Source organism: Aurantibacter crassamenti (assembly GCF_016811105.1).
GTDB lineage: Bacteria > Bacteroidota > Bacteroidia > Flavobacteriales > Flavobacteriaceae > Aurantibacter_A > Aurantibacter_A crassamenti.
On the sequence record NZ_JAFBGM010000001.1, the window covers coordinates 771371 to 791617 of the forward strand.

13 protein-coding genes are annotated in these 20247 nt (G+C 34.0%); 6 read left to right on the top strand and 7 right to left on the bottom strand.

All coding sequences use genetic code 11. From position 1 onward, the window contains the following. Nucleotides 1–154 precede the first annotated feature (154 nt). Nucleotides 155–2524, bottom strand: coding sequence for a GH92 family glycosyl hydrolase (locus JQC67_RS03245; RefSeq protein WP_203251429.1), 2370 nt, complete (start codon nucleotides 2522–2524; stop codon nucleotides 155–157). Nucleotides 2525–2750: 226 nt separating this feature from the next. On the opposite strand from JQC67_RS03245, the gene JQC67_RS03250 reads away from it, so the two are divergent. Then, a complete protein-coding gene (locus JQC67_RS03250; protein WP_203251430.1) occupies nucleotides 2751–3701 on the top strand; it encodes a metallophosphoesterase family protein in 951 nt (316 codons plus the stop codon). A 16-nt stretch (nucleotides 3702–3717) separates the two neighbouring features. On the opposite strand, the gene JQC67_RS03255 is transcribed toward JQC67_RS03250, so the two are convergent. The 5 genes from JQC67_RS03255 to JQC67_RS03275 form a co-directional block, all read right to left on the bottom strand. Next, nucleotides 3718–4890 (bottom strand): dipeptidase, encoded by a 1173-nt coding sequence (locus tag JQC67_RS03255; protein WP_203251431.1) that lies wholly within the window; start codon nucleotides 4888–4890, stop codon nucleotides 3718–3720. A 48-nt stretch (nucleotides 4891–4938) separates the two neighbouring features. Then, nucleotides 4939–6045, bottom strand: a complete 1107-nt coding sequence (locus JQC67_RS03260) for an acyltransferase family protein (protein ID WP_203251432.1) — start codon at nucleotides 6043–6045, stop codon at nucleotides 4939–4941. A gap of 169 nt (nucleotides 6046–6214) precedes the next feature. Further along, a complete protein-coding gene (locus JQC67_RS03265) occupies nucleotides 6215–7147 on the bottom strand; it encodes an RraA family protein (RefSeq protein ID WP_203251433.1) in 933 nt (310 codons plus the stop codon). Nucleotides 7148–7396: 249 nt separating this feature from the next. Next, nucleotides 7397–8437 carry a hypothetical protein gene (locus JQC67_RS03270; RefSeq protein WP_203251434.1) on the bottom strand — a complete coding sequence of 347 codons (1041 nt, stop codon included), beginning with the start codon at nucleotides 8435–8437 and terminating at the stop codon, nucleotides 7397–7399. 8 nt (nucleotides 8438–8445) lie between these two features. Continuing rightward, nucleotides 8446–9717, bottom strand: coding sequence for an AGE family epimerase/isomerase (locus JQC67_RS03275; RefSeq protein ID WP_203251435.1), 1272 nt, complete (start codon nucleotides 9715–9717; stop codon nucleotides 8446–8448). 509 nt (nucleotides 9718–10226) lie between these two features. Between JQC67_RS03275 and JQC67_RS03280 the strand changes: the two genes are divergently transcribed. Both JQC67_RS03280 and JQC67_RS03285 read left to right on the top strand, forming a co-directional pair. Then, nucleotides 10227–11708 carry a Gfo/Idh/MocA family protein gene (locus JQC67_RS03280; RefSeq protein ID WP_203251436.1) on the top strand — a complete coding sequence of 494 codons (1482 nt, stop codon included), beginning with the start codon at nucleotides 10227–10229 and terminating at the stop codon, nucleotides 11706–11708. A 92-nt stretch (nucleotides 11709–11800) separates the two neighbouring features. Then, nucleotides 11801–12877: a DUF6807 domain-containing protein gene (locus tag JQC67_RS03285; RefSeq protein WP_203251437.1), complete on the top strand. Its 1077-nt coding sequence runs from the start codon at nucleotides 11801–11803 to the stop codon at nucleotides 12875–12877. Nucleotides 12878–12928: 51 nt separating this feature from the next. On the opposite strand, the gene JQC67_RS03290 is transcribed toward JQC67_RS03285, so the two are convergent. Then, on the bottom strand, nucleotides 12929–14503 hold the full coding sequence (locus JQC67_RS03290; RefSeq protein WP_203251438.1) for an FG-GAP repeat domain-containing protein: 1575 nt from the start codon (nucleotides 14501–14503) through the stop codon (nucleotides 12929–12931). A gap of 225 nt (nucleotides 14504–14728) precedes the next feature. Between JQC67_RS03290 and JQC67_RS03295 the strand changes: the two genes are divergently transcribed. The 3 genes from JQC67_RS03295 to JQC67_RS03305 all read left to right on the top strand — a co-directional run bounded on the left by JQC67_RS03295 (nucleotide 14729) and on the right by JQC67_RS03305 (nucleotide 20241). Then, nucleotides 14729–17092 carry a PDZ domain-containing protein gene (locus JQC67_RS03295; protein ID WP_203251439.1) on the top strand — a complete coding sequence of 788 codons (2364 nt, stop codon included), beginning with the start codon at nucleotides 14729–14731 and terminating at the stop codon, nucleotides 17090–17092. A gap of 419 nt (nucleotides 17093–17511) precedes the next feature. Beyond that, nucleotides 17512–18693, top strand: coding sequence for an ADP-ribosylglycohydrolase family protein (locus JQC67_RS03300; protein ID WP_203251440.1), 1182 nt, complete (start codon nucleotides 17512–17514; stop codon nucleotides 18691–18693). A 249-nt stretch (nucleotides 18694–18942) separates the two neighbouring features. Next, on the top strand, nucleotides 18943–20241 hold the full coding sequence (locus tag JQC67_RS03305) for a phage integrase SAM-like domain-containing protein (RefSeq protein ID WP_203251441.1): 1299 nt from the start codon (nucleotides 18943–18945) through the stop codon (nucleotides 20239–20241). The last annotated feature ends 6 nt before the right edge of the window (nucleotides 20242–20247 follow it).

Here is a 20247-nt window from a genome sequence, read left to right on the forward strand (position 1 = left end):
ATTCAACATAGCTAGTTCACAAACCTTCCTTCACAAATAAACTTTTTTTTGATCTTCTATACTTCCTATATATTACATGGTTTACATTAAATATTAACTAAAAACCCACATAATACTTCTAATTTGCATCAAAGTGTTAGAATAATTGAAGTTTCTAATTTTTAGTCAATGACGGTGGCACATTTTCAACTCCCCATTTTTTATTTGGCTGAGGTCCCATTTTAAATTGCAAAGTACCTCCTTTGGCAATTTCATCATGAGTAATCCATGTTCTATCAAATGACTTTCCATTCAAAGTTGCCGATTGAATATACTTATTCTCTTTAGAATTATTTTTTGCTCGAATTACAAATGTTTTATTCTTATCAAGCTTTAAGGTTACTTCCCCAAAAAGAGGGCTGCCAATAGTATAAGTAGTACTTCCGGGTGCCATTGGGTAGATACCCATAGAACTTAAAATATACCATGAAGAAAGTGAACCCATATCGTCATTACCTGGTAGACCCCCTGGCCCTATTCTATACATTTCTTCAGAAACTTGTCTTGCTCTATATTGTGTTTTCCATGGTTGGCCTGCGTAATTATATAAATAAGCAACATGATGCGAAGGCTGATTACCTTGTACATATTGACCAATAGTACCAACTACACCTACATATTTGGGAGGTGAAATAATTGGACTCATTTCAAAAAAAGTGTCCAATTTATCAATAAATTGATTTTTGTTGTCAAATAGATTAATCAAACCCTGTGTATCGTGTTGCACAGACCATACATACTGCCATGCATTAGACTCAGTATAATGTCGGTTTGGACGACGCCCAACTAATAATGGGTCAAAATATTTGTAATAGCTATGGTCTTCTAATTTTACAATTTCCTGTTCATTATCACCTAATTCCGGTAAAAACTTACCATCATATGTTTTAGGTCTCATAAACTTCGTTTTTGGGTCCCAAACATTTTTATAATTATATGCTCGTTTTGTAAACAACTCATAGTCTTTTGTTTTACCAAGCTCTTTGGCCAATTGCGCTATACACCAATCATCATAAGCTAACTCAAGTGTATTTGGCACAGCCTCTGTCACCTTATCAATTGGTGCAAACCCTTTTTCAAGATAATAGGTTAATCCTGATCTACCTGCTTCATGCGGAACCGGTGCTTTCGGAAGTTCTAAAGCCTTCTTGCGCATAGCTTTATACAAAAGGTCAATATCAAAATCACGATACCCTTTTAAATAAGCATCTACAATAACCGGAATCAAGTGGTCACCAACCATCGATTCACCATAAACATTTAAAAAATGCTGCGCAGGTAACCAACTATAGTTTTCTACTTTGGCGGCAATTGATTTAATATAATCGTTGACATGTTCAGGTGATATTAATGTCATTAATGGATGCTGTGTGCGATAAGTATCCCAACAAGAAAAAGAACCATAGAAATCAAATCCATCTGCTTGATGTACTTTTCCGTCTGAACCAAAATATTTTCCATCTACATCTTGCGAAATATATTGCGATAATAAGGATCTGTATAAAGCAGTGGTGAAAATTTGTTTTTGGTCTTCAGTGGCATCGTTCACCGTTATTTTAGAAAGCTCTTTGTTCCATATTTTCTTTGCGTTTTCTCTTATTCCATCAAAGTCCCAGTCCGATATTTCTTGATGTAGATTTTTTCGCGCACCTTCAATACTCGTATATGAAATACCTACTTTGACTAAAATCTGTTCATTTTCTTCAGTATGGTATTGAACAAACGCGCCTATTTTATCACCTGCCTCAGCATTTTTGTATGGAAAAACACTTCCATCAGATTCTGGCGTTTTATAACTAGCATCAAAAGTGCCATAGTATAAAAATGGCTTACTAAATTCTGCCACAAAATATACTTTTCCTAGTCCGGCTGCTTTGGCACCTTCAATACGATTGTTGTCAATTATTTTTAATTCAGAAAGTTCACCTTTTGTCATATCACCTATTTGGTGACCTACATCTAAAATTATCCTAGAATTCATTGATTTCGGAAAAGTATACCGATGAAAACCTGCACGTTGCGTAGAAGTTAATTCTGCAGTAACATCATAATCTTTAAGCTTTACGGAATAATAACCCGGAGAAGCAATTTCATCTTCATGATCAAATCTAGAGCGATAGCCTTCATCAGGATTTTCTAAAGAACCAGGTACTATCTTTAACTTGGTACTAGTAGTAGGCATTAATAATATTTCACCGCCATTAACCATACCAACACCGCTCCAATGGGTGTGGCTAAAACCCATCAATGAACTTTCAGAATACACATAACCAGCACAATACGTCCAGCCTTCAGTATGTATATCAGGACTTAAATGCACTAACGCATTCGGTAATGAAGCTCCAGGAAAAGTATGTCCGAAAAAATCGGTGCCAATAAATGGATCTACATAGTCAACAAGTTCTTTAGTTTGAGCGTTAACAGTTTGACAAAAAGCAAACAAAAGAAAGGCGAATCTGAAAATTGATTTGTGGTAGTTTTTCATGTAGTTAGTTTTAATCTTTTCAAATGTCAAGTGAAACAAAAAGCAAAAATTGATAGTAAAGAATTTTTACCCTTGATTACAAATATATAGTAGCATTCGAACTTGCTAGGTTAATATTTAATGTAAACGAGATAAAATAGCGGAAATGAGAAGTTTGCCTTTACCCCTATATTTGTAATATACCCTATAAATTATAGCGAATTGACTATTGAATAAAACTGAAATTATGGCTGAAAATAAAAATTTAAGCAGACGAAAATTTCTAATCAATTCAAGCCTAGCTGCTGCAACAGTACCATTTTTACAAAGCTCGTGCAAACAAAATGTAGCTGCTACTGAAGAAACTAATTCAGAAGAATCTTTTGAGTTTGCATTTTTAACTGATATTCACATCAAACCTGAAATGAATGCCCCAATTGGGTTTCAAATGGCGATTGATAAGGTAAACGAATTGAATCCTGATTTTGTAATAACTGGTGGTGATTTAGTTTATGATGCCATGCGCGGTAATTATGAAAAAAGTGAATCACTATTCAATCTTTATGCTACTATGGCTAAAGGTTTTAAAATGCCTGTTTATAATTGCTTAGGCAATCACGACTTGTTTGCAATTTATGAAGAGAGTCCAGAAAATGAAGATCATCCTGATTACAAATACGGAATGTGGGAACGACATTTTGGTAAAAGTTATTATTCATTTACTCATAAGGGATGGCATTTTATCACTTTAAATTCATTAGATGTAACTCCGAATAAAAGATATAAATCTTCTTTTCACCAAGAACAATTACAATGGTTAAAAAATGAAATTGAACAAATAGATAAGGCTACACCAATTGTAATTACCACTCATATTCCTATGATTTGTACGTATACACAATTGAATGGCGGCAATAGTCGTGTAGTTGACAACGCACCAGAAGTTTTTAAATTACTAGAAAATCACAACTTAAAATTAGTGCTTCAAGGGCATATCCATTGGAAGGAATTTGGAATGGTAAATGATCGCTTCCATTTTCTTACTGGTGGTTCAATTGCAGGTAATGGTTGGAAAGGTAGAAGACATAATACAAGAGAAGGTTTTGTAAAAGTGAAAATTACTGGCAATGATTTTACTTGGGAATATGTTGACCACGGATGGGAAACTGAACGGTTAAAACTAGCAACGGAAAGTTAGCATGTATTGAAATGTGCTACTTGAGATTTTGTAGCATAAATCGTTTAACATTTTCGCCCATTATAGCTTTTATTTCTTGTTCATTGAACCCTTGATTCAATAGTTCTTCAACAAGCAATGGTAAACCAGTAATATCAAATGGGGTGGTCGCACTTCCATCAAAATCTGATCCCAGTGCAATACAATCTACACTAGCAATAGTTTTAATATGTTTCATTGCATCTACAATTCCTTTGATGAGAGGTGCCGTAACTGCTCCTTTAAAATAAGCAACTCCGATTAAGCCCCCATTTTCCCAAATTTCACGAACATGTTTATCTGATAAATTTCTTGAATTATCAAGTGTGCCACGAACCCCTGTATGAGAAACAAGTATAGGATCTTGACTTTGCGCCAAAACATCATCTATCATTTTCGGTGAGGCATGTGCTAAATCAATAAGCATTCCCAACTCATTCATTCTTTGAACTACATCTTTCCCAAACTTTGTCAAACCTTCTTTTGAAACACCGTGCGCTGACCCTCCAAATTCGTTGTCAAAAAAATGAGTAGGAGCCAACATTCGTACTCCTTCATTATAAAGGTTATCAAGATTGTCTATTTTACCTTCAAGACAATGGCCACCTTCAACTCCTAAAAAACCACCAACTATTTTAGAATTATTCTTTCTGAGTGCGATAAGTTTTTTAAGGTCATCAGCAGTTTTTACAACAACAAATTCATTATTAAAATCATCGGCCTGATTATGTAGTTTTCTACTTTGATAAACCGCTCTTTCAAACAAGCTAAACCAATTAGATATCGGACGTGCTTGTACAAAATTCAACAATGTAATATTATCAAAAGCATCCGCAGTATTTGCTGAAAAATTTTGTCCTTTAGGAGATTTTGTAACAATTGTAAATGCTTGCAAAGCCATATTCGCTTCTTGCATTCTTGGAAAATCAACATGCCCAACTGAATTCTTAACAGTCAAATCACGGCTCCATAACAAAGCATCGCAATGAAGGTCAGAAATAAAGTCAAGCGAATTATATAGCGCAAGTGCTTTATCTGATACATCATAAGGCCCTTTTTGTTTTACCTTATTATGTTTTTGATCTAATTCTTTAGGAACAATTAAAACTACACCAGCATATATTAGAAAAAGACTCAAAGCAATTATAAAAACTATTTTCTTCTTTTTCATGCCTTCATTTGTTAACACACCATTTAAAATATCTTCAGCACATAAAAATTATATTCTAATAAATATTTTCTTTTTATACATCCAATAACAAATATACCAAAGCATAAAAAGCACAATACAACTTAAAATGATTTGCGCACCTATTTCACCTGTCCAACCAAAAAGAGCATTTGAAAACGGAAGAAATATTTTCTTTATAAGATTGGCTCCACCAATATGGGCAAAGAGATAAATGAAAAGTGGATTCATACCTACTACAGCAAAAAACCATACACCTTTTTGATATTTTTTAATATCAATTAACCAGTAGCATAAAGCAAGTGCAATTATAGACCAACCACCGCTTGCAAAAACAAATGTAGTTGTTGCAATCTTTTTTATTATTGGGGTAAATGGACTCAACCCAAAACCAATTATTAATCCGATAATACCCGCAGCAACTAAAATTTGAAGTTTTTTCTTGGCTGAAAAATCACCTATTAATAATTGACCTGCCAAAACACCCCAAATTGTATGTGCCGCAGTCGGGATTGCATTAAACATTGCCCAGCCAGCTCCACTTTCTTCTCCAGAAATTAGCATATTAAACCAAGACGGAAAGTTTTCTCCGTCAACAAAGGCATTCGTAAATCCTTCAACAGGAAAGAATCTGTATAAACCTTCTGTAATTAAAAGTAATAGAATAGAGAAGCCAATTTGAACGGCAACGGGTTTACGAATAACTAAAAAAGCTAAAATATAAGTAACACCTAATTGGGCAAGTACATTTTGAAATCTAAAAACAATTTCTCCCGGATCAATACAATATAATCCCCAACCAAGAAGTAACATTAGAAGTGCCCTTTTAATAGCATGTTTACTTAATTGCTTAAATGAATCACCTTTCGCCATCCGCTTTGAAAAAGATAAAGGCATTGCCACCCCAACAATGAACATAAAAAATGGTTGAATTAAATCCCAAAAGTGCAATCCTTCCCAGTGAACATGATGAAATTGAGATCCCACAGCATGAATAAAAGTTCCTTCAAATTGTGGTAAAACGAATAAAGAAAATAAATGAGAGAATTCAGCTATTAGCAAAAACATAGTTAATCCTCTGTAAAAATCGAGGGATAAAAGCCGACCACCATTTGATTGTTCTTGTATTTCAGGCATGATTTATTATTTTAAATAGGATAATTCTAGAATACAAGTTCGTTGTATTGCAAATAGATGGTAATGGAATTTGTATTTGCTTATTTCTCAAGTTCAAACCGTTATGAGCACCAAATGAATTAAATTATTCGACTTTCACTATAGCTCAATCAGAGCTATAATTTGGTCACTACCAAGTTCTCTTACTCAATAATTTATCAAGCGTTTCTTTAGACATTTGAATCAGTTCAGAATGATTATCTAACCATTTTAAGAATTCCTTCTTAATTGGCTCTGACCACTTACTATCAATTTCCCCTGTAGAATATGTTTTTGTTTTTACCATTTCAAAACCAAATTGATCTTTAAGGGCAACAAATTCTGCAGTACCTACAACTTGTTCAGCCAAATGTGCTGGAATAAATAAAACACCTTCTCGTTTTGCTAGTACAAGGTCACCCGGCAACACCATTACTTGACCAATTCGAATTGGGGTATTGAGCCCCATTAGCACTTCTTCCTCAAGAAAAGAAGGATGAAAATCACGTACAAAAGCATTAAAACCTTCCATTTTACTTATACTTTCCAGGTCCCTTGCGCTTCCATTAAAAACGACACCATTACCAGATTTGCTAAAAATTGAAGTAGCCAAAGTAGCACCCATCAAGGTGCCTGCATCAATTTTACCAAAACTATCAGCTACATATACGTCACCTTTTGTAAGCACTTCAATAGGCCATGAATTGGTATTACCTTTTCTACCCTGCGAATTTATACCACGTTCTTTTACATTTTTCTCTACATCTGGGCGACTTGGCATAAACATCGCAGTTAGAGCTCTGCCTACAACTGGAGTATCATTATTGACCATTTTCCAATTGCCTTCAAATTGATTGGTATAGCCTTCATTTTCTAAAACCGTCCACGCATCGTCTATCCCAATATTTTTTGCGCGTTCTAAAAGCGCATCCGGAATTTTAGGACGTCCATCATCAAATCGTTCCCCTTTCCATTCTGACGTTAAAAAAATTAATTCTTCTTTTGGTATTGTCTGTGAAATAGAAATTCCAACATAAAACACCATTAAAAAAATGGTAAAAAACAGCTTCGTATTTAATTTCATATGTAATTGATTTTGGATATCAAAGTTAAAATTTACAGTTTATTAGTTTGGATAAATTATTACACCAATCTAATTTTACAAAAAACAATGTACACTATTGTGGCATAAAATACAACCAAAGTCAATCTACTTATAAAAAGTATTTTCTTCCAATTCATTCTGTGGAATGGCCTATACTTACCCTCAACTTTTAATGTCTATTTTTTTGCTTTCTGAAATATTTCAGCCGTGCCCCTTTATAGAAAACAACTATTTTTTTTCAAAAATTTCTGGCAAGTAAGCAATTTTAGCAAGATATATCGCCGTCTTTTCTTCGTGTGTTGAATAGTAAGACATTAGAAGTGTTTTGTCTTGCATCAAAAAACCAGGATAGCTACAATCTCCAGCGCTAGGTAGGGTAAGTAACTTTGTTGTTTTTCCATTCAATTCCACTTTAGCAATTATCGTTTGTTCTTTTGAAGGCAAATATTCTCGTGTTGCACATAACATAACATCATTTTCAAGTAGTATTAAATCGGGCCCTCCAAGGCGTTGTTCCAAAGCATTCCATTTCCAGTTTTTGTATGGTGGAGCGCTAATACCGATTGCTCCATTGTGTTTACCACCGCGTCTAACCACCGCTATCATTTCGTCATTCTTAGTAAACCTCAGCGTTGTTTCATTTCCTTCAATAACATCAAAAGTGGTGATGAATTTATAGTCAATACCGTCTTCACTAACAACCAGATGAACTGATTTTTCTTTACCTGGCTGATACACTCCAGCATATACTTTTCCTTTATGCCAAGTAGCTTTCCAAAGCCAATCCTTTCCTATTTTAATAGCTGAATCTAATGTAATATTCTGCGCTTTTGAGAACGATTTTCCCGCTGTATTACTAAAGCTAACCTTAGGTGACATTGCAGTCAGTTTTCCTGCAACATAAACAGATCCACCAATGTTGAGCATTATTTTATTATCGGGGGTAATTGATAATTGTGGATCTCTAAAATCAATTCCTTGTTCAAAAAGGTGGGCAACAGATTGCCAATTTTGACCATCTTCAGAAGCAATCACACGTATACTTCCATTAAAATCAGATACATGGCCATTTCCTTCTCTAAAAGCACAATATAATGTGCCATTAAAATTAATTAAAGATGTAAATGCATTATGTGCAGCTCTGTCCCAAATTCGCTCAACAGATAAAATTGCCTCGCGTTCTGGTGAATTTTGAGCACTAATGATTACTGGTAAAAAAATTAATAAAACGATTTGAAAATAGGCCTTTTGAAACTTAGTTGTCATCATAGTAATTCTTAATTAAGTAATGTATTCATACGCTCAATTGATTGCACAACAGCACGCATTGTGTGGTAATTTATTTTCCAATTGTGACTCATGTGTCTCCAAATCGGTTCTCCCTGCCGCGTTAATAACGGAATCCATTCACCCACATCATGATTAATCATTTTATCAAATACGAAACGATGCACATTTTCATATACGGGAAGATATTTTGGTGTGCCATAGACAATACACGCTTGTAATAATGCTATTAGCATTTCAGCTTGTTGCCAAAATTCTTTTTCGCGATCGGTTACACCACCTGCATGAGAACCTTCAACATAAACGCCGCCATATTCCCAATCGATGCCATCAGCTAAAGCATGATCAAATTGCGTTTGAATAATAGTATTATACTTTTCAAATGGAATTGCAGCAATTTCAATAGCATGCATAAGCAACCACGCAAACTCCACATTGTGCCCGTAACTTGTATTATCTTCAGGTGAAGATTTAATACCATCCTCAGAAAAACGATCCCAACCCCAAACAATATCAAATTTAATCTGTGGCGCAATCTTCCAATCAGCAGTAAATTGTGGAATACCCGTCAAATATTTAGGATGTATTATTTTAGTAGTTAACACATCTATTAATTCAAGAAGTTTACGCTTATGCACCTCTTTGCCACTACATTCATAAAGCGTTGTAAATGCTTCCATTAAATGCATATGCACATCAAGCGTTTTTCTATCACCACCTGCTGCACCTGCGCCTTTGAGTGTCCAATCTTTGTGAAACATTTCAAAATAACCACCGTACATAGTGTCTGCTCCATATTTTTGAAGAAGGTCAAAACACTTTTCTGCATAATAAAGACCACGTGAATCACCCGAAGCTAAAGTGTATTCGCTAAACGCATAAATGATAAAGCTATGTCCGTAGATAATTTTTTCATCAATAGATATATTACCTTTTCTATCGGTCAACCAAAAAAAGCCTTCATGCTCGGGATCCCACATCTTTTCAATTAGAAAGTCGACCCCATGTTTAGCATATTCTAAACATTTTCCCTCACCATAACCTGCTCTATGAGCAGCTGCAAAACTATAAATACAACGTGCTTGGCCTAACATTGATTTTTCATCAACCCCTGTATCATTTCCATCTTTATCAAAATGAGTTAAGAATCCACCATTTTCAACATCTTTACATCGATCGAACCAAAAAGGAAGCAATTCTTTAGTTAAATGCTGTTGTGCTTCTTTTTTGAATTCTAAAATCTTATTATTAAAATCGGTCATGTTTCTAATCTTTATCACGCAGCACAGGTGATTCTATTTGTATTTTGGTTGTATATCAAATGTGTAATCAAAACAAATATAACCTACGACATAGGTGCTCTGCTTCCCCTATTTTGTCTATTTTACATTATATATTAGCTTTCTACTTTTAACAAGATTCACAATTTTAAAGGGAAGTATTTTTTTGTTGAGTGATTTTAAATAGCATTACTTCAATAGTAAAATTTCTAAAAGAAAATAGATTAGTAAGAAACTTAAATCTATTCGTTCTAGGTTAAATGTTTATGCATACTCAGTAAAATAGTTGAAGTATAGTATTTATATTTTCTATTCTTTTGTTTAGTTATTTATGAAACACTTGATAACTCCCGTAAATTCATGAATATTTCCATAACTTATAAATCATAAGTTTATCTACAAATTGGTTGAAAAACATATGTTTAGGAAGAATATTTACTAAGATGATTATACTATAATTCGATTGAAATAAAACTTAAAGAAAATCACAAATGAAAAATGGATTAACAAGAAGAAAATTTATTAAAAAAGGTTCTGCCGGTATTGCGGGAGTTTCCATGCTTTCAACAAGTGCGATTTCATACGGAAGAATACTTGGATCAAATGATGCCATACAGATGGGAATTATTGGTATTCGCGGAAGGGGTGGAAGTCACATTGAGAACTTTGGAAAAATGAAAAATGTAAGGTTGAAATACCTTGTAGATATAGATGAAAACTTGTTTAAAGAAAGGCTTGATCAAGTAGAAAAATATGCAGGCTATCGACCAAAGACCGAGTGGGATATGCGTCGAATTTTCGATGATAAAGAAGTTGATGCTGTTTCTGTAGCTGCGCCAAATCACTGGCATGCGCTTTCTACTATTTGGGGAGCACAAGCCGGAAAACATGTATATGTAGAAAAGCCTTCGACACACAATGTTTTTGAAGGAAGAAAAATGATTGAAGCTGCACGAAAATATAAGGTTTTAGTTCAGGTAGGTTTTCAAAACCGTTCGATTACGAATACACAACGCGCCATGAAATTTATTCAAGACGGCAAACTAGGTGATGTTTACATGACTAGAGGGCTGTGCTTTAAACCTAGACCGAGTATAGGGATCTATCCTGATGGGGCTATGAAAGCTGGCGAGCAATTTAAAATGAACGTTGAATCTCGTGGCTTTGAAGAGCCTTATACAGAAGCTTATTTAAAGAATGTACATTATGATATGTGGCAAGGACCTGCCCCAGAACAACCGTTCAACCGAAATAGATTTCATTACAATTGGCACTGGAATTGGGACTATGGAAATGGAGATACTGGAAATCAAGGACCACACCAATTTGACGTTGCACGTTGGGCATTAGGAAAAGATGAATTACCTATTCGTGTAAATTCAATGGGCGGTTATTTTGGCCCAAAATCTGCTCAAAACACTCCTAATACGCAAACTTCATTATTCGAATATGCTGACGGAAAGATTTTAGAATTTGGTACAAGAGGCGTACTTACTAACCCTGAAGGTGTTCTTTTGCCAGACATCAATATAACAGGCGGTGGAAAAATATCAGCTTCAAGTAAAGCATCTCCAATAAAAATTGGGGTAATTGTTTTAGGTAGTGAAGGCTGGATGCAAATTGATGCCGGTGGTAACTGGCAAACATTTTACGGAAGAAATAATGAAGCCGGACCAACATCTGGCGAAAAAGATGAATCATTCGATCCATTAAACTTAACTGGCGGCGGCGGTGAAGCTATTTTTGATAATTTTATTTCTGCTATTCGAAATAATGATCAATCTGAGTTAACCTGCGATATTGAAACTGGTCATAAATCTAGTGTTCTTCCTTTAATCGCCAATGTAGCATACCGAATGGGTAGAGAATTACGCCTAGATGGTAAAGAAGAGTCGTTTATTAAAGATAAGGAAGCAAATAAAATGCTAACTAGAGAATACAGAAAAGGGTATGTTGTTCCTGACAAGGTTTAGTGTCAATTAAATAATTTCCGATTCAAATAATCATTGTAGAATAAGGGGGTATAGTTTTCTATACCCCTCACTTCTATCCTAAAATTAATACCATGAAGATTTTAATACCTGTATTTTTAACTTTCCTTTTATTAAGCAGTTCCTGTAAAGAGAAGACCGAGAAAAATATAGAAAACAAAGGTGCTACCACAAACAATATCACCTTAGAAAATAATGAAGCCGACAAAAAAGTAACTGTTCATGTAGATGGAAAGTTATTTACCTCGTATTTATATTCAGATGATATTTCTGTTCTTAAAAAAACAACACTTTACCCGATTATTGCGGCAAATGGTGAAACAATTACGCGCGGATATCCATTAAACACCAGACCGAATGAAAGAACAGATCACCCACATCATATAGGTGCTTGGTTAAATTTCGGTGATGTTAATGGTTTGGATTTTTGGGGCAACTCAGATGAAATTAAAACTCCGAAAGAAAAACTAGGAACCATACGACACGATAAAATAATAAGTCTCGAAAACGGTGCGGGTAGTGCAACAATGATAGTTACTGCTAATTGGTTAAACCCTAATGAAACGATATTGTTAAAAGAAGAAACAAAGTTTATTTTTTATGCAGAGAATGGTAAAAGAATAATTGATCGTATTACAACCTTAAAGGCACTTGATACACCAGTGAATTTCAATGACACCAAAGAAGGTATGTTTGCTATTCGTACAGCAAGAGAATTGGAGCACCCAAGTGATGGTGAGGTTACCTTAAGTGATGCAAATGGAAATAAAACAGATGTACCTGTTACAGACAACACTGGGGTTAGTGGTGAATATTTGAGCAGTGAAGGTATTAAAGGCTCAGATGTTTGGGGCACCAGAGCCAAATGGATGGCATTATCAGGTACTATTAATGAAAAAGATGTTACACTTTTGCTCATGGATCAACCGCAAAATATTGGGTACCCTACCTATTGGCATGCGAGAGGATATGGTTTATTTGCTGCTAATCCACTTGGTCAAAAAGCATTTACAGATGGCAAAGAAGAATCACTTAATTTTTCTCTTAAACCAAACACTGAAATTACATTTACCTATAGAATTGAAGTTTTAGACGGTAAAAAAGATAAGGCACAGTTGGAAGCGGAATACAACCAATTTGCACAACAATAAAAGCTTAAAAAGCTGGTAGTGTTTTTTTCCATGAATACACTACTAGCAATTTTATTTTATTGTGTTTTCAAGAATAATAACTGACGGACTTTCAGTTAACCACCTTTTACTCAAACCTGTGGTATCGCCCTTTGCAAAAAATTGAACAAAAGAGCCTAATACCAAATCTATATCGCCATCAGTATCCAGATCTCCGGCGTCCATTACAATCCATCTACCTTTAGAGGAATCTGAAAATGTAGATGCTTCAAAATTTAAATCACCTATATTTTCTAAATAAACAAAACTCTCTTCGGGTGAATTCAAATAATCAGGGAAAAATGAAATAGCCGCAATATCTAAATCACCGTCTAAATCATAATCATTAGAAATGGCCTTATAAGCTCCATTTTGGTGATAAAAAAACGACTGTTCAAAATTGAGATGGCCATCATTTAAAAAAATATAAATGCCATGATAGGGTTTTAAAATTGGAGTCTTATCTGCATTATCGCCACATACATATACGATATCTTCATAACCATCATTATTAAAATCAACAAGTTCAATATTTTGACTTCCGTTAAGGGGTGAAAATGAAAGCAATTGTTTTTCCTTAAAATCGCCTTTGCCGGTATTTTCAAAATAAAATACACCCTCATTACCTTGTGCCATGAGCACAAAAATATCATTGAAACCGTCTTTATTATAATCCTTTATTATGGCCTTAATTGCACCCGGAACACTTTTAAGTAAATGTGCCTGATACGTACTACTCCCTTTGTTTTCATACCAAACTAGTTTTCCCGTTAAATCACCATATTCACAAGCAACAATATCTTCCTTTCCGTCTGCATTTAAATCACCAAAAGCCATGTTTACCGGACGTTGCAATCCACTAATTATTGGGGGTTCAATATTTAAAGAATTTTTATTAAATACTAAATTTTGAACGCTTCCATCAGACAAATCATTCGGAAAAATATTTCTTCCAGCAGTGGTTAAATAAACAGTTTCTTCATTTTCATAATAATGTATGGGCGCATTTTTAAGCGATAAACTTTGCTCTTTTTCTAAATCGGAATTCAAAAAAATCAATTGGTTTTTATTACGCTTACTATCACTAAATACAAGTCCTTTTTTATTTTCAAGAATTTTAACCATTGTAGTTAATGGTGGCTTATCAGCAAATAATGGTTCTTTGTATCTAAAGTGTTTTAAAGAATTCTTGATGGTTATATTTCGGTGTGGCGGAAGAATATCTACTGGCGAATTTTCTAAATAGTAGGCTACTATTTTCATCCAATCCGCCTTAGCTAATAATGGAGTTTCCGGAAAAATATTTGCTTTTTTTACCGCTAAACTATTTCTTGGCGAACCAAAAATACTATCCGGCTGATGCTTGCCATTATAAATACCCAATCTATTACCCATAGCTGGTAACACATCAAACTGCCAACTAGCTTTTGGCAATACTGCTGGAGGTACAAAATTATGGCAACTAGCACAATGAATTTCCGCTAATTCTCTTCCAGTAAGATCTGTAATTGGAAGAACATCAGAGCTTATCTTTTCTTTTTTTTGTCCGCATGAAAACAGCAAAAACAATAGAAAGAAATAATAACCAAAACCCCTCATAATCTGCATGTGTTTATTTCACCATTAATCACCAAAAAATACAATAATTTTCAAATTATTCTTTATGAAGCAAAAATAGTATTACTACATGCAAAGAATCAGCTTGCTATTGCTAAAATACGCTTGTAATTTGGCAGAAAATAGCTTGTGAAAAGTAAATTAAAGACTTTAAATTTAGTTTGATATAATAAGATGTTATTTAACTAGTATTTTTTATCTGTAAGTAAAAGTTTCATGAAAAATAAAATAACTCATTTACTATTATTTCTACCAATTCTATTGCTTTTAAATTGTGAAACTGAAGCAATTCACTTGTACGTTAGCAACAATACTGAACAAGCAAACAAAGACACATTTAAAACAATCAGTGAAGCACTTAACAAAGCGAAAACAATTCGTTTAAAAGATAAAAAGGCTTCTATAACTATTCATTTAACAGCGGGTGAATACCGATTAGACCAACCTTTATCCATAACTCCAGAATTAAATGGAATCCAAATTCTTGGTGAAGGCACAGATAAAGTTAGTATAAAAGGCTCGCAACGTTTACATCCTAATTGGGAAAAATATGAAAAGCAGATTTGGGTAGCTAAGGTACCTGATAACATTTCTTTTGACCAATTATTTATTGACCATAGAAAGCAGGTATTGGCTCGTTATCCAAACTATGATGAAGATGCTGGTCATTGGCAAGGTCATGCAGCCGATGCAATTTCTCAAGAACGTATAAAAACATGGAGCAATCCTATTGGTGCCATAGTACATGCCATGCACGCAGGAGAATGGGGAGGATTCCATTTTACCATTTCTGGAATAGATGAAAATGGAGAAGCAATTTTATCCGGAGGTCATCAAAATAACAGACCAAAAGCAGGCATACATGAAAACTACAGAATGGTTGAAAATGTATTTGAAGAACTTGACCAACCAGGCGAGTGGTTCCTAAACAAGAAATCTAAAAAGCTATACTATTGGCCCGAAGATGGCTTAAACTTAAATGATGCAATTGTAGAGGGCGTTCATTTAAAAAATCTTATAAATATAAAAGGCACAGAAACCACACCAGTCAAAGACATTGTATTGCAGGGCATTAAATTTGAGCATGCTCAAAAAACCATAATGGAAACCTATGAACCTTTGTTGCGAAGTGATTGGACCATCTACCGAGGTGCTGCCCTATTTATTGAAGGCACTGAAAGCGTATCGGTGACTGATTGTGAATTCGTCAATTTAGGAGGAAATGCCATTTTTGTTAGTGACTACAACAGAAATACAACAATTTCTGGCAACCATATTCATGAATGTGGAGCAACAGCGATAAGTTTTGTTGGTAACCCTAATGCGGTACGGTCACCTTCATTTCAATATGCAGAATTTGTTGCTTTAAAGGATATGGATACAGTTGTAGGACCAGCAAACAACAGGTATCCTAAAGAGTGTATTGCAGACAATAATCTTATCTATAGAATTGGGAGGTTGGAAAAACAGACTGCTGGCGTAGAAATTTCAATGGCAATGAATATCACAGTAAGTAATAATAGTATTTACGAGGTGCCAAGAGCAGGAATAAATGTTAGCGAAGGCACATGGGGTGGTCATATAATTGAATATAATGACGTATTTAATACCGTACTAGAATCAGGTGATCATGGTTCTTTCAATTCTTGGGGAAGGGATCGTTTTTGGCACCCTAATCGAAAAAAAATGGACGAAATAACGTCACAAAATACTGAAATGCCCATGTGGGATGCTATAAACACGACCATCATTAGAAACAATAGATTTCGATGTGATCACGGATGGGATATCGATTTAGATGATGGCTCTACAAACTACAATATCTATAATAATGTTTGTCTTAACGGCGGATTAAAACTAAGAGAAGGTTTTCACAGAACGGTTGAAAACAATATAATGATTAACAATGGATTTCATCCGCATGTATGGTTTAAGAATAGTGGTGATATATTTAGAAGAAATATTGTATTTACAGATCATAAAGATATTCGATTACAGGCTTGGGGTAAAGAAGTAGATTATAATATATTTCCTGATCAAGAAGCGCTGGAAAAAGCGCAAGCAAACAATACCGATGTGCATAGTAAATTTGGTAATCCAAAATTTGTTGACCCCAGTATTGGTAATTATACGGTCGAAGATGATTCGCCTGCTTTAGATATAGGGTTCGAAAATTTTACTATGGACAATTTTGGTGTTAAAAAACCCGCTTTGAAAGCGATTGCAAAAACTCCTGATATTCCAGCAATATGGGCTTTATCAGATGATGATAATTCAAAATCAATGGAATTAGAATGGTTAGGGGCAAAAATTAAAAACATAGAAACACTTGCTGAAAGATCAGCTTCTGGACTCAATAAAACTGCAGGTGTACTAATTCTATCTATAGAAGAAAAAACTGTATTAGCCAATTCATCATTAGAAGATGGTGATGTTATTATAGCAGGCGAAGGAAAACCTGTAGATAAAATTCCTGATTTATTTAAACTTGTTCAAGAATACGGTTGGCGAGGAGTTTTGAACTTAACGATTTTTAGAAATCAAAAAAGAGTTGAAGTTGAATTAAAGATTAAAAAGTAGTTTGTTTTCTTCACAAGCTACTTGTCTGAAAAAGATATTAATTCATATACTGACTAAGGGTTCAAAACATGACTAGTTGTTATTCTAAATAATTTTACACAGGTGATAATACAGGCACATATATTATAAAAGCCGAAGGTATTACCATTGATGGACGACTTATTAGCGGCCTACATACTTTTGAAGTTGTAGAAGATTAGTATCCACATTGACGAATCCTAATTGCATTACTATTTTAAAATTTCAGTTTACCAATTTACACTCAAATCAACTTCTTGCGATTTAATAATGTTTATTCACACAATTATTGTTTAATTTTTAACTGCCAAAACAGCACAATAATTTAAATCATTATGAAAAAATCGATTTTAACAGCCTTGCTTTCTATACTTTTTTTCGTGAATAATATCAATTCCCAAATGATAAAACTAATTTCAAAAGAAGCATTATCCGATAAAATACATGGCTATTGGGTTGGCCAACTAGCGGGTAATTATGTTGGATTTCCTTTTGAGAATAAATATGATGAAAAGCCAATTCCTGTTTTTATAGATCGGTATATGAATTATAAAGATGCTAAATATTTAAATCTCAAAATGAATCTAGAAGATAGAAGGGGATTTGTAGATATTATGGCACAAGCAATGGGGGGTGCATGGAGCGATGATGATACGGATATAGAGTTTGTATTATTACATGGGTTGGAAAAATATGGCTTAGATATTACATATAAAGAATTAGCCATGCTGCGATCTGAACATATAAAACGATTTATTTGGCTTTCCAACAGTAGAGTTAAAGAATTGATAGATGAAGGTTATTTTCCTCCTGAAACTGGATCTAAAGAACTCAATGAACATTGGTACACTTTAGGATCGCAATTATATAATGAAATTTTTGGAGTTGTTTATTCAGGTATGACTGCCAAAGCTGGTGAATGGGGAAAATGGGGAGCTCTGGTGGGCCACGATGATTGGGCAACACATGGAACTATACTATTTACTGCTATGTATAGCGCTGCATTTTTTGAAAATGATGTACATGAACTTTTAAGAATTGGAATGGCTCAGATGCCAGCGGACAGTCCGTACCTTGCTGCAATAAAAAATGTTATAAAATGGCATAACGAAAATAAAGAGTGGAAAGTTACTCGCCAATTAATTCATGATAACTATTATAAGGAATTTGATGGTTTCAAAATACCCTATCCTATGGCTGGAGCTGTAATAAATGGATTAAACGGAATTATGGCTCTACTGTACGGAAATGGAGATTTTACAAAGACCATCGGTATTGCTACCACAACTGGTTACGACTGTGACAACCAAGCAGCTACAATGGGCGGTCTTTTAGGTGTAATGAATGGATCTAAAAGTATTCCAGACAAGTTTACAAAAGAATTACCATCGAGAGGTAAATGGGAAGTTCCATTTAATAATACTTATATTAATTATTCGAGGGACAATCTTCCAAATTATAATAAAATATCCGATATCGTTGAACGGATAGTTATTCTGTCAGAAAAAGCAATAATTGAAAATGGAGGCCAAATAAGTAATTCCGACGAAAATACCACATATCACATTAAATGTGATTTTTAAAAAAGAAGAAGTTCTTATTCAAAATAAAAAAAAAGCAGCTACAAATGGTGTAACTGCTTAATTGTATCTGTGGTCCCACCTGGACGCTTTTTTAGTTTAACCTATGTTATATCAAATTATCAAAAATTACCTGAAAACCCTTGTTATATAGGGTTATTTCGTTTTTAACAGTACATTGAGTATATTTGAGATAACAATAATTAAAGCTTATGTTGCCCCCAATGTTGCCCCCTTTTTAAATAGTTATAGATGGATAAAAATATAATTACTACATCAGGTACTGTTCGTTTTTCATTAAAAAATCTTAATTCTAAAAAAGATACACCTATTATTTTCACCTATAGTTATGGCCGAGGTAATCGACTTAAATTTTCAACTGGATATAAAATACATCCAAAAAATTGGGATCAAAAAAATCAAAAAGTAAGAGCTATTGCACATATTTCCAATCGAGAAGAAGTGAATTCCAACTTATCTGAAATAAGATCTAAATTTCTAAAGGGAATAACTCAACTTCAAGGAACGAATATCAAATATGACAAATACACTTTAAAAGAACTGTATTACAACATAATTAATAAAAAAGCCCCTCAAAGCACTATAAAAAGAATTGAATTTCTTGAGTTTGCAGATCGATTTGTTGAACAAAAGGAAAAACAGCTTACACTAACGTCTACCGCTAGTTTAAATCTTATTACCATAAGAGCATATAAACAAACTATTAAAAAAATCAGGGAGTATTCAAAAGCAGAGGACAGGAAGGTGAATTTTGAAACTATTGACTTAGAGTTCTACTATTCATTTGTCAATTATCTAGAAGAAAAAAATATGTCTCTAAATACGATAGGCAAACATATTAAGAATATTATTGCGCTTATGAATAGAGCCACCGAAGATGGTTTAAATACCAATCTAGCATATAAGCATCGAGAATTCAGAAGAGTATCTGAAACTACCACAGCAATATACTTGACAGCAGAGGAAATTGAAAAAATAGAAAACCTTGATCTTTCTAAGAACCAAACATGGCAACATGCAAGAGACTTGTTCTTAATTGGTTACTACACAGGTCAACGTGTATCAGATTTCAATGGCCTAGGAATTAATGACATAAGAGTTTTTGAACAAAGGCAAGTATTTGAAATTACTCAAAAGAAAACTTCAAAAACAATATATATTCCAGTACATCCCAACCTAAAAAGAATATTTAAAACACGCTACAATGGTATGGCTCCTTTAAAAATGCCTGAATTATTATTAAACAAATACATAAAAAAAGTAGGTGAAAAAGCAAAAATTAATGAAAGCATCAACATTATTAAAACAAAAGGAGGCAAGAGGAATACTGAATCTAAAAAGAAATGGGAATTAATTGGCACACATACGGCTCGTAGATCTTTTTGTACAAATGCTTATTTAAGCAAGATGCCAGTGATAGATATAATGGCAATTAGTGGCCATACTACAGAAAAAGAATTTTATAAATACATTAAAGTAACTCCTCAAGAAAGAGCAATAAAAATAGCAGACTCTGCATTTTTCAAATAATATATA

Bases quoted from the DNA above. Each gene is read 5' to 3' on its own strand.
- JQC67_RS03245 (WP_203251429.1), bottom strand. From the start codon at position 2,524: ATGAAAAACTACCACAAATCAATTTTCAGATTCGCCTTTCTTTTGTTT.
- JQC67_RS03260 (WP_203251432.1), bottom strand. From the start codon at position 6,045: ATGCCTGAAATACAAGAACAATCAAATGGTGGTCGGCTTTTATCCCTC.
- JQC67_RS03290 (WP_203251438.1), bottom strand. From the start codon at position 14,503: ATGCAGATTATGAGGGGTTTTGGTTATTATTTCTTTCTATTGTTTTTG.
- JQC67_RS03295 (WP_203251439.1), top strand. From the start codon at position 14,729: ATGAAAAATAAAATAACTCATTTACTATTATTTCTACCAATTCTATTG.
- JQC67_RS03250 (WP_203251430.1), top strand. From the start codon at position 2,751: ATGGCTGAAAATAAAAATTTAAGCAGACGAAAATTTCTAATCAATTCA.
- JQC67_RS03270 (WP_203251434.1), bottom strand. From the start codon at position 8,437: ATGATGACAACTAAGTTTCAAAAGGCCTATTTTCAAATCGTTTTATTA.
- JQC67_RS03265 (WP_203251433.1), bottom strand. From the start codon at position 7,147: ATGAAATTAAATACGAAGCTGTTTTTTACCATTTTTTTAATGGTGTTT.
- JQC67_RS03255 (WP_203251431.1), bottom strand. From the start codon at position 4,890: ATGAAAAAGAAGAAAATAGTTTTTATAATTGCTTTGAGTCTTTTTCTA.
- JQC67_RS03280 (WP_203251436.1), top strand. From the start codon at position 10,227: ATGAAAAATGGATTAACAAGAAGAAAATTTATTAAAAAAGGTTCTGCC.
- JQC67_RS03275 (WP_203251435.1), bottom strand. From the start codon at position 9,717: ATGACCGATTTTAATAATAAGATTTTAGAATTCAAAAAAGAAGCACAA.
- JQC67_RS03305 (WP_203251441.1), top strand. From the start codon at position 18,943: ATGGATAAAAATATAATTACTACATCAGGTACTGTTCGTTTTTCATTA.
- JQC67_RS03285 (WP_203251437.1), top strand. From the start codon at position 11,801: ATGAAGATTTTAATACCTGTATTTTTAACTTTCCTTTTATTAAGCAGT.
- JQC67_RS03300 (WP_203251440.1), top strand. From the start codon at position 17,512: ATGATAAAACTAATTTCAAAAGAAGCATTATCCGATAAAATACATGGC.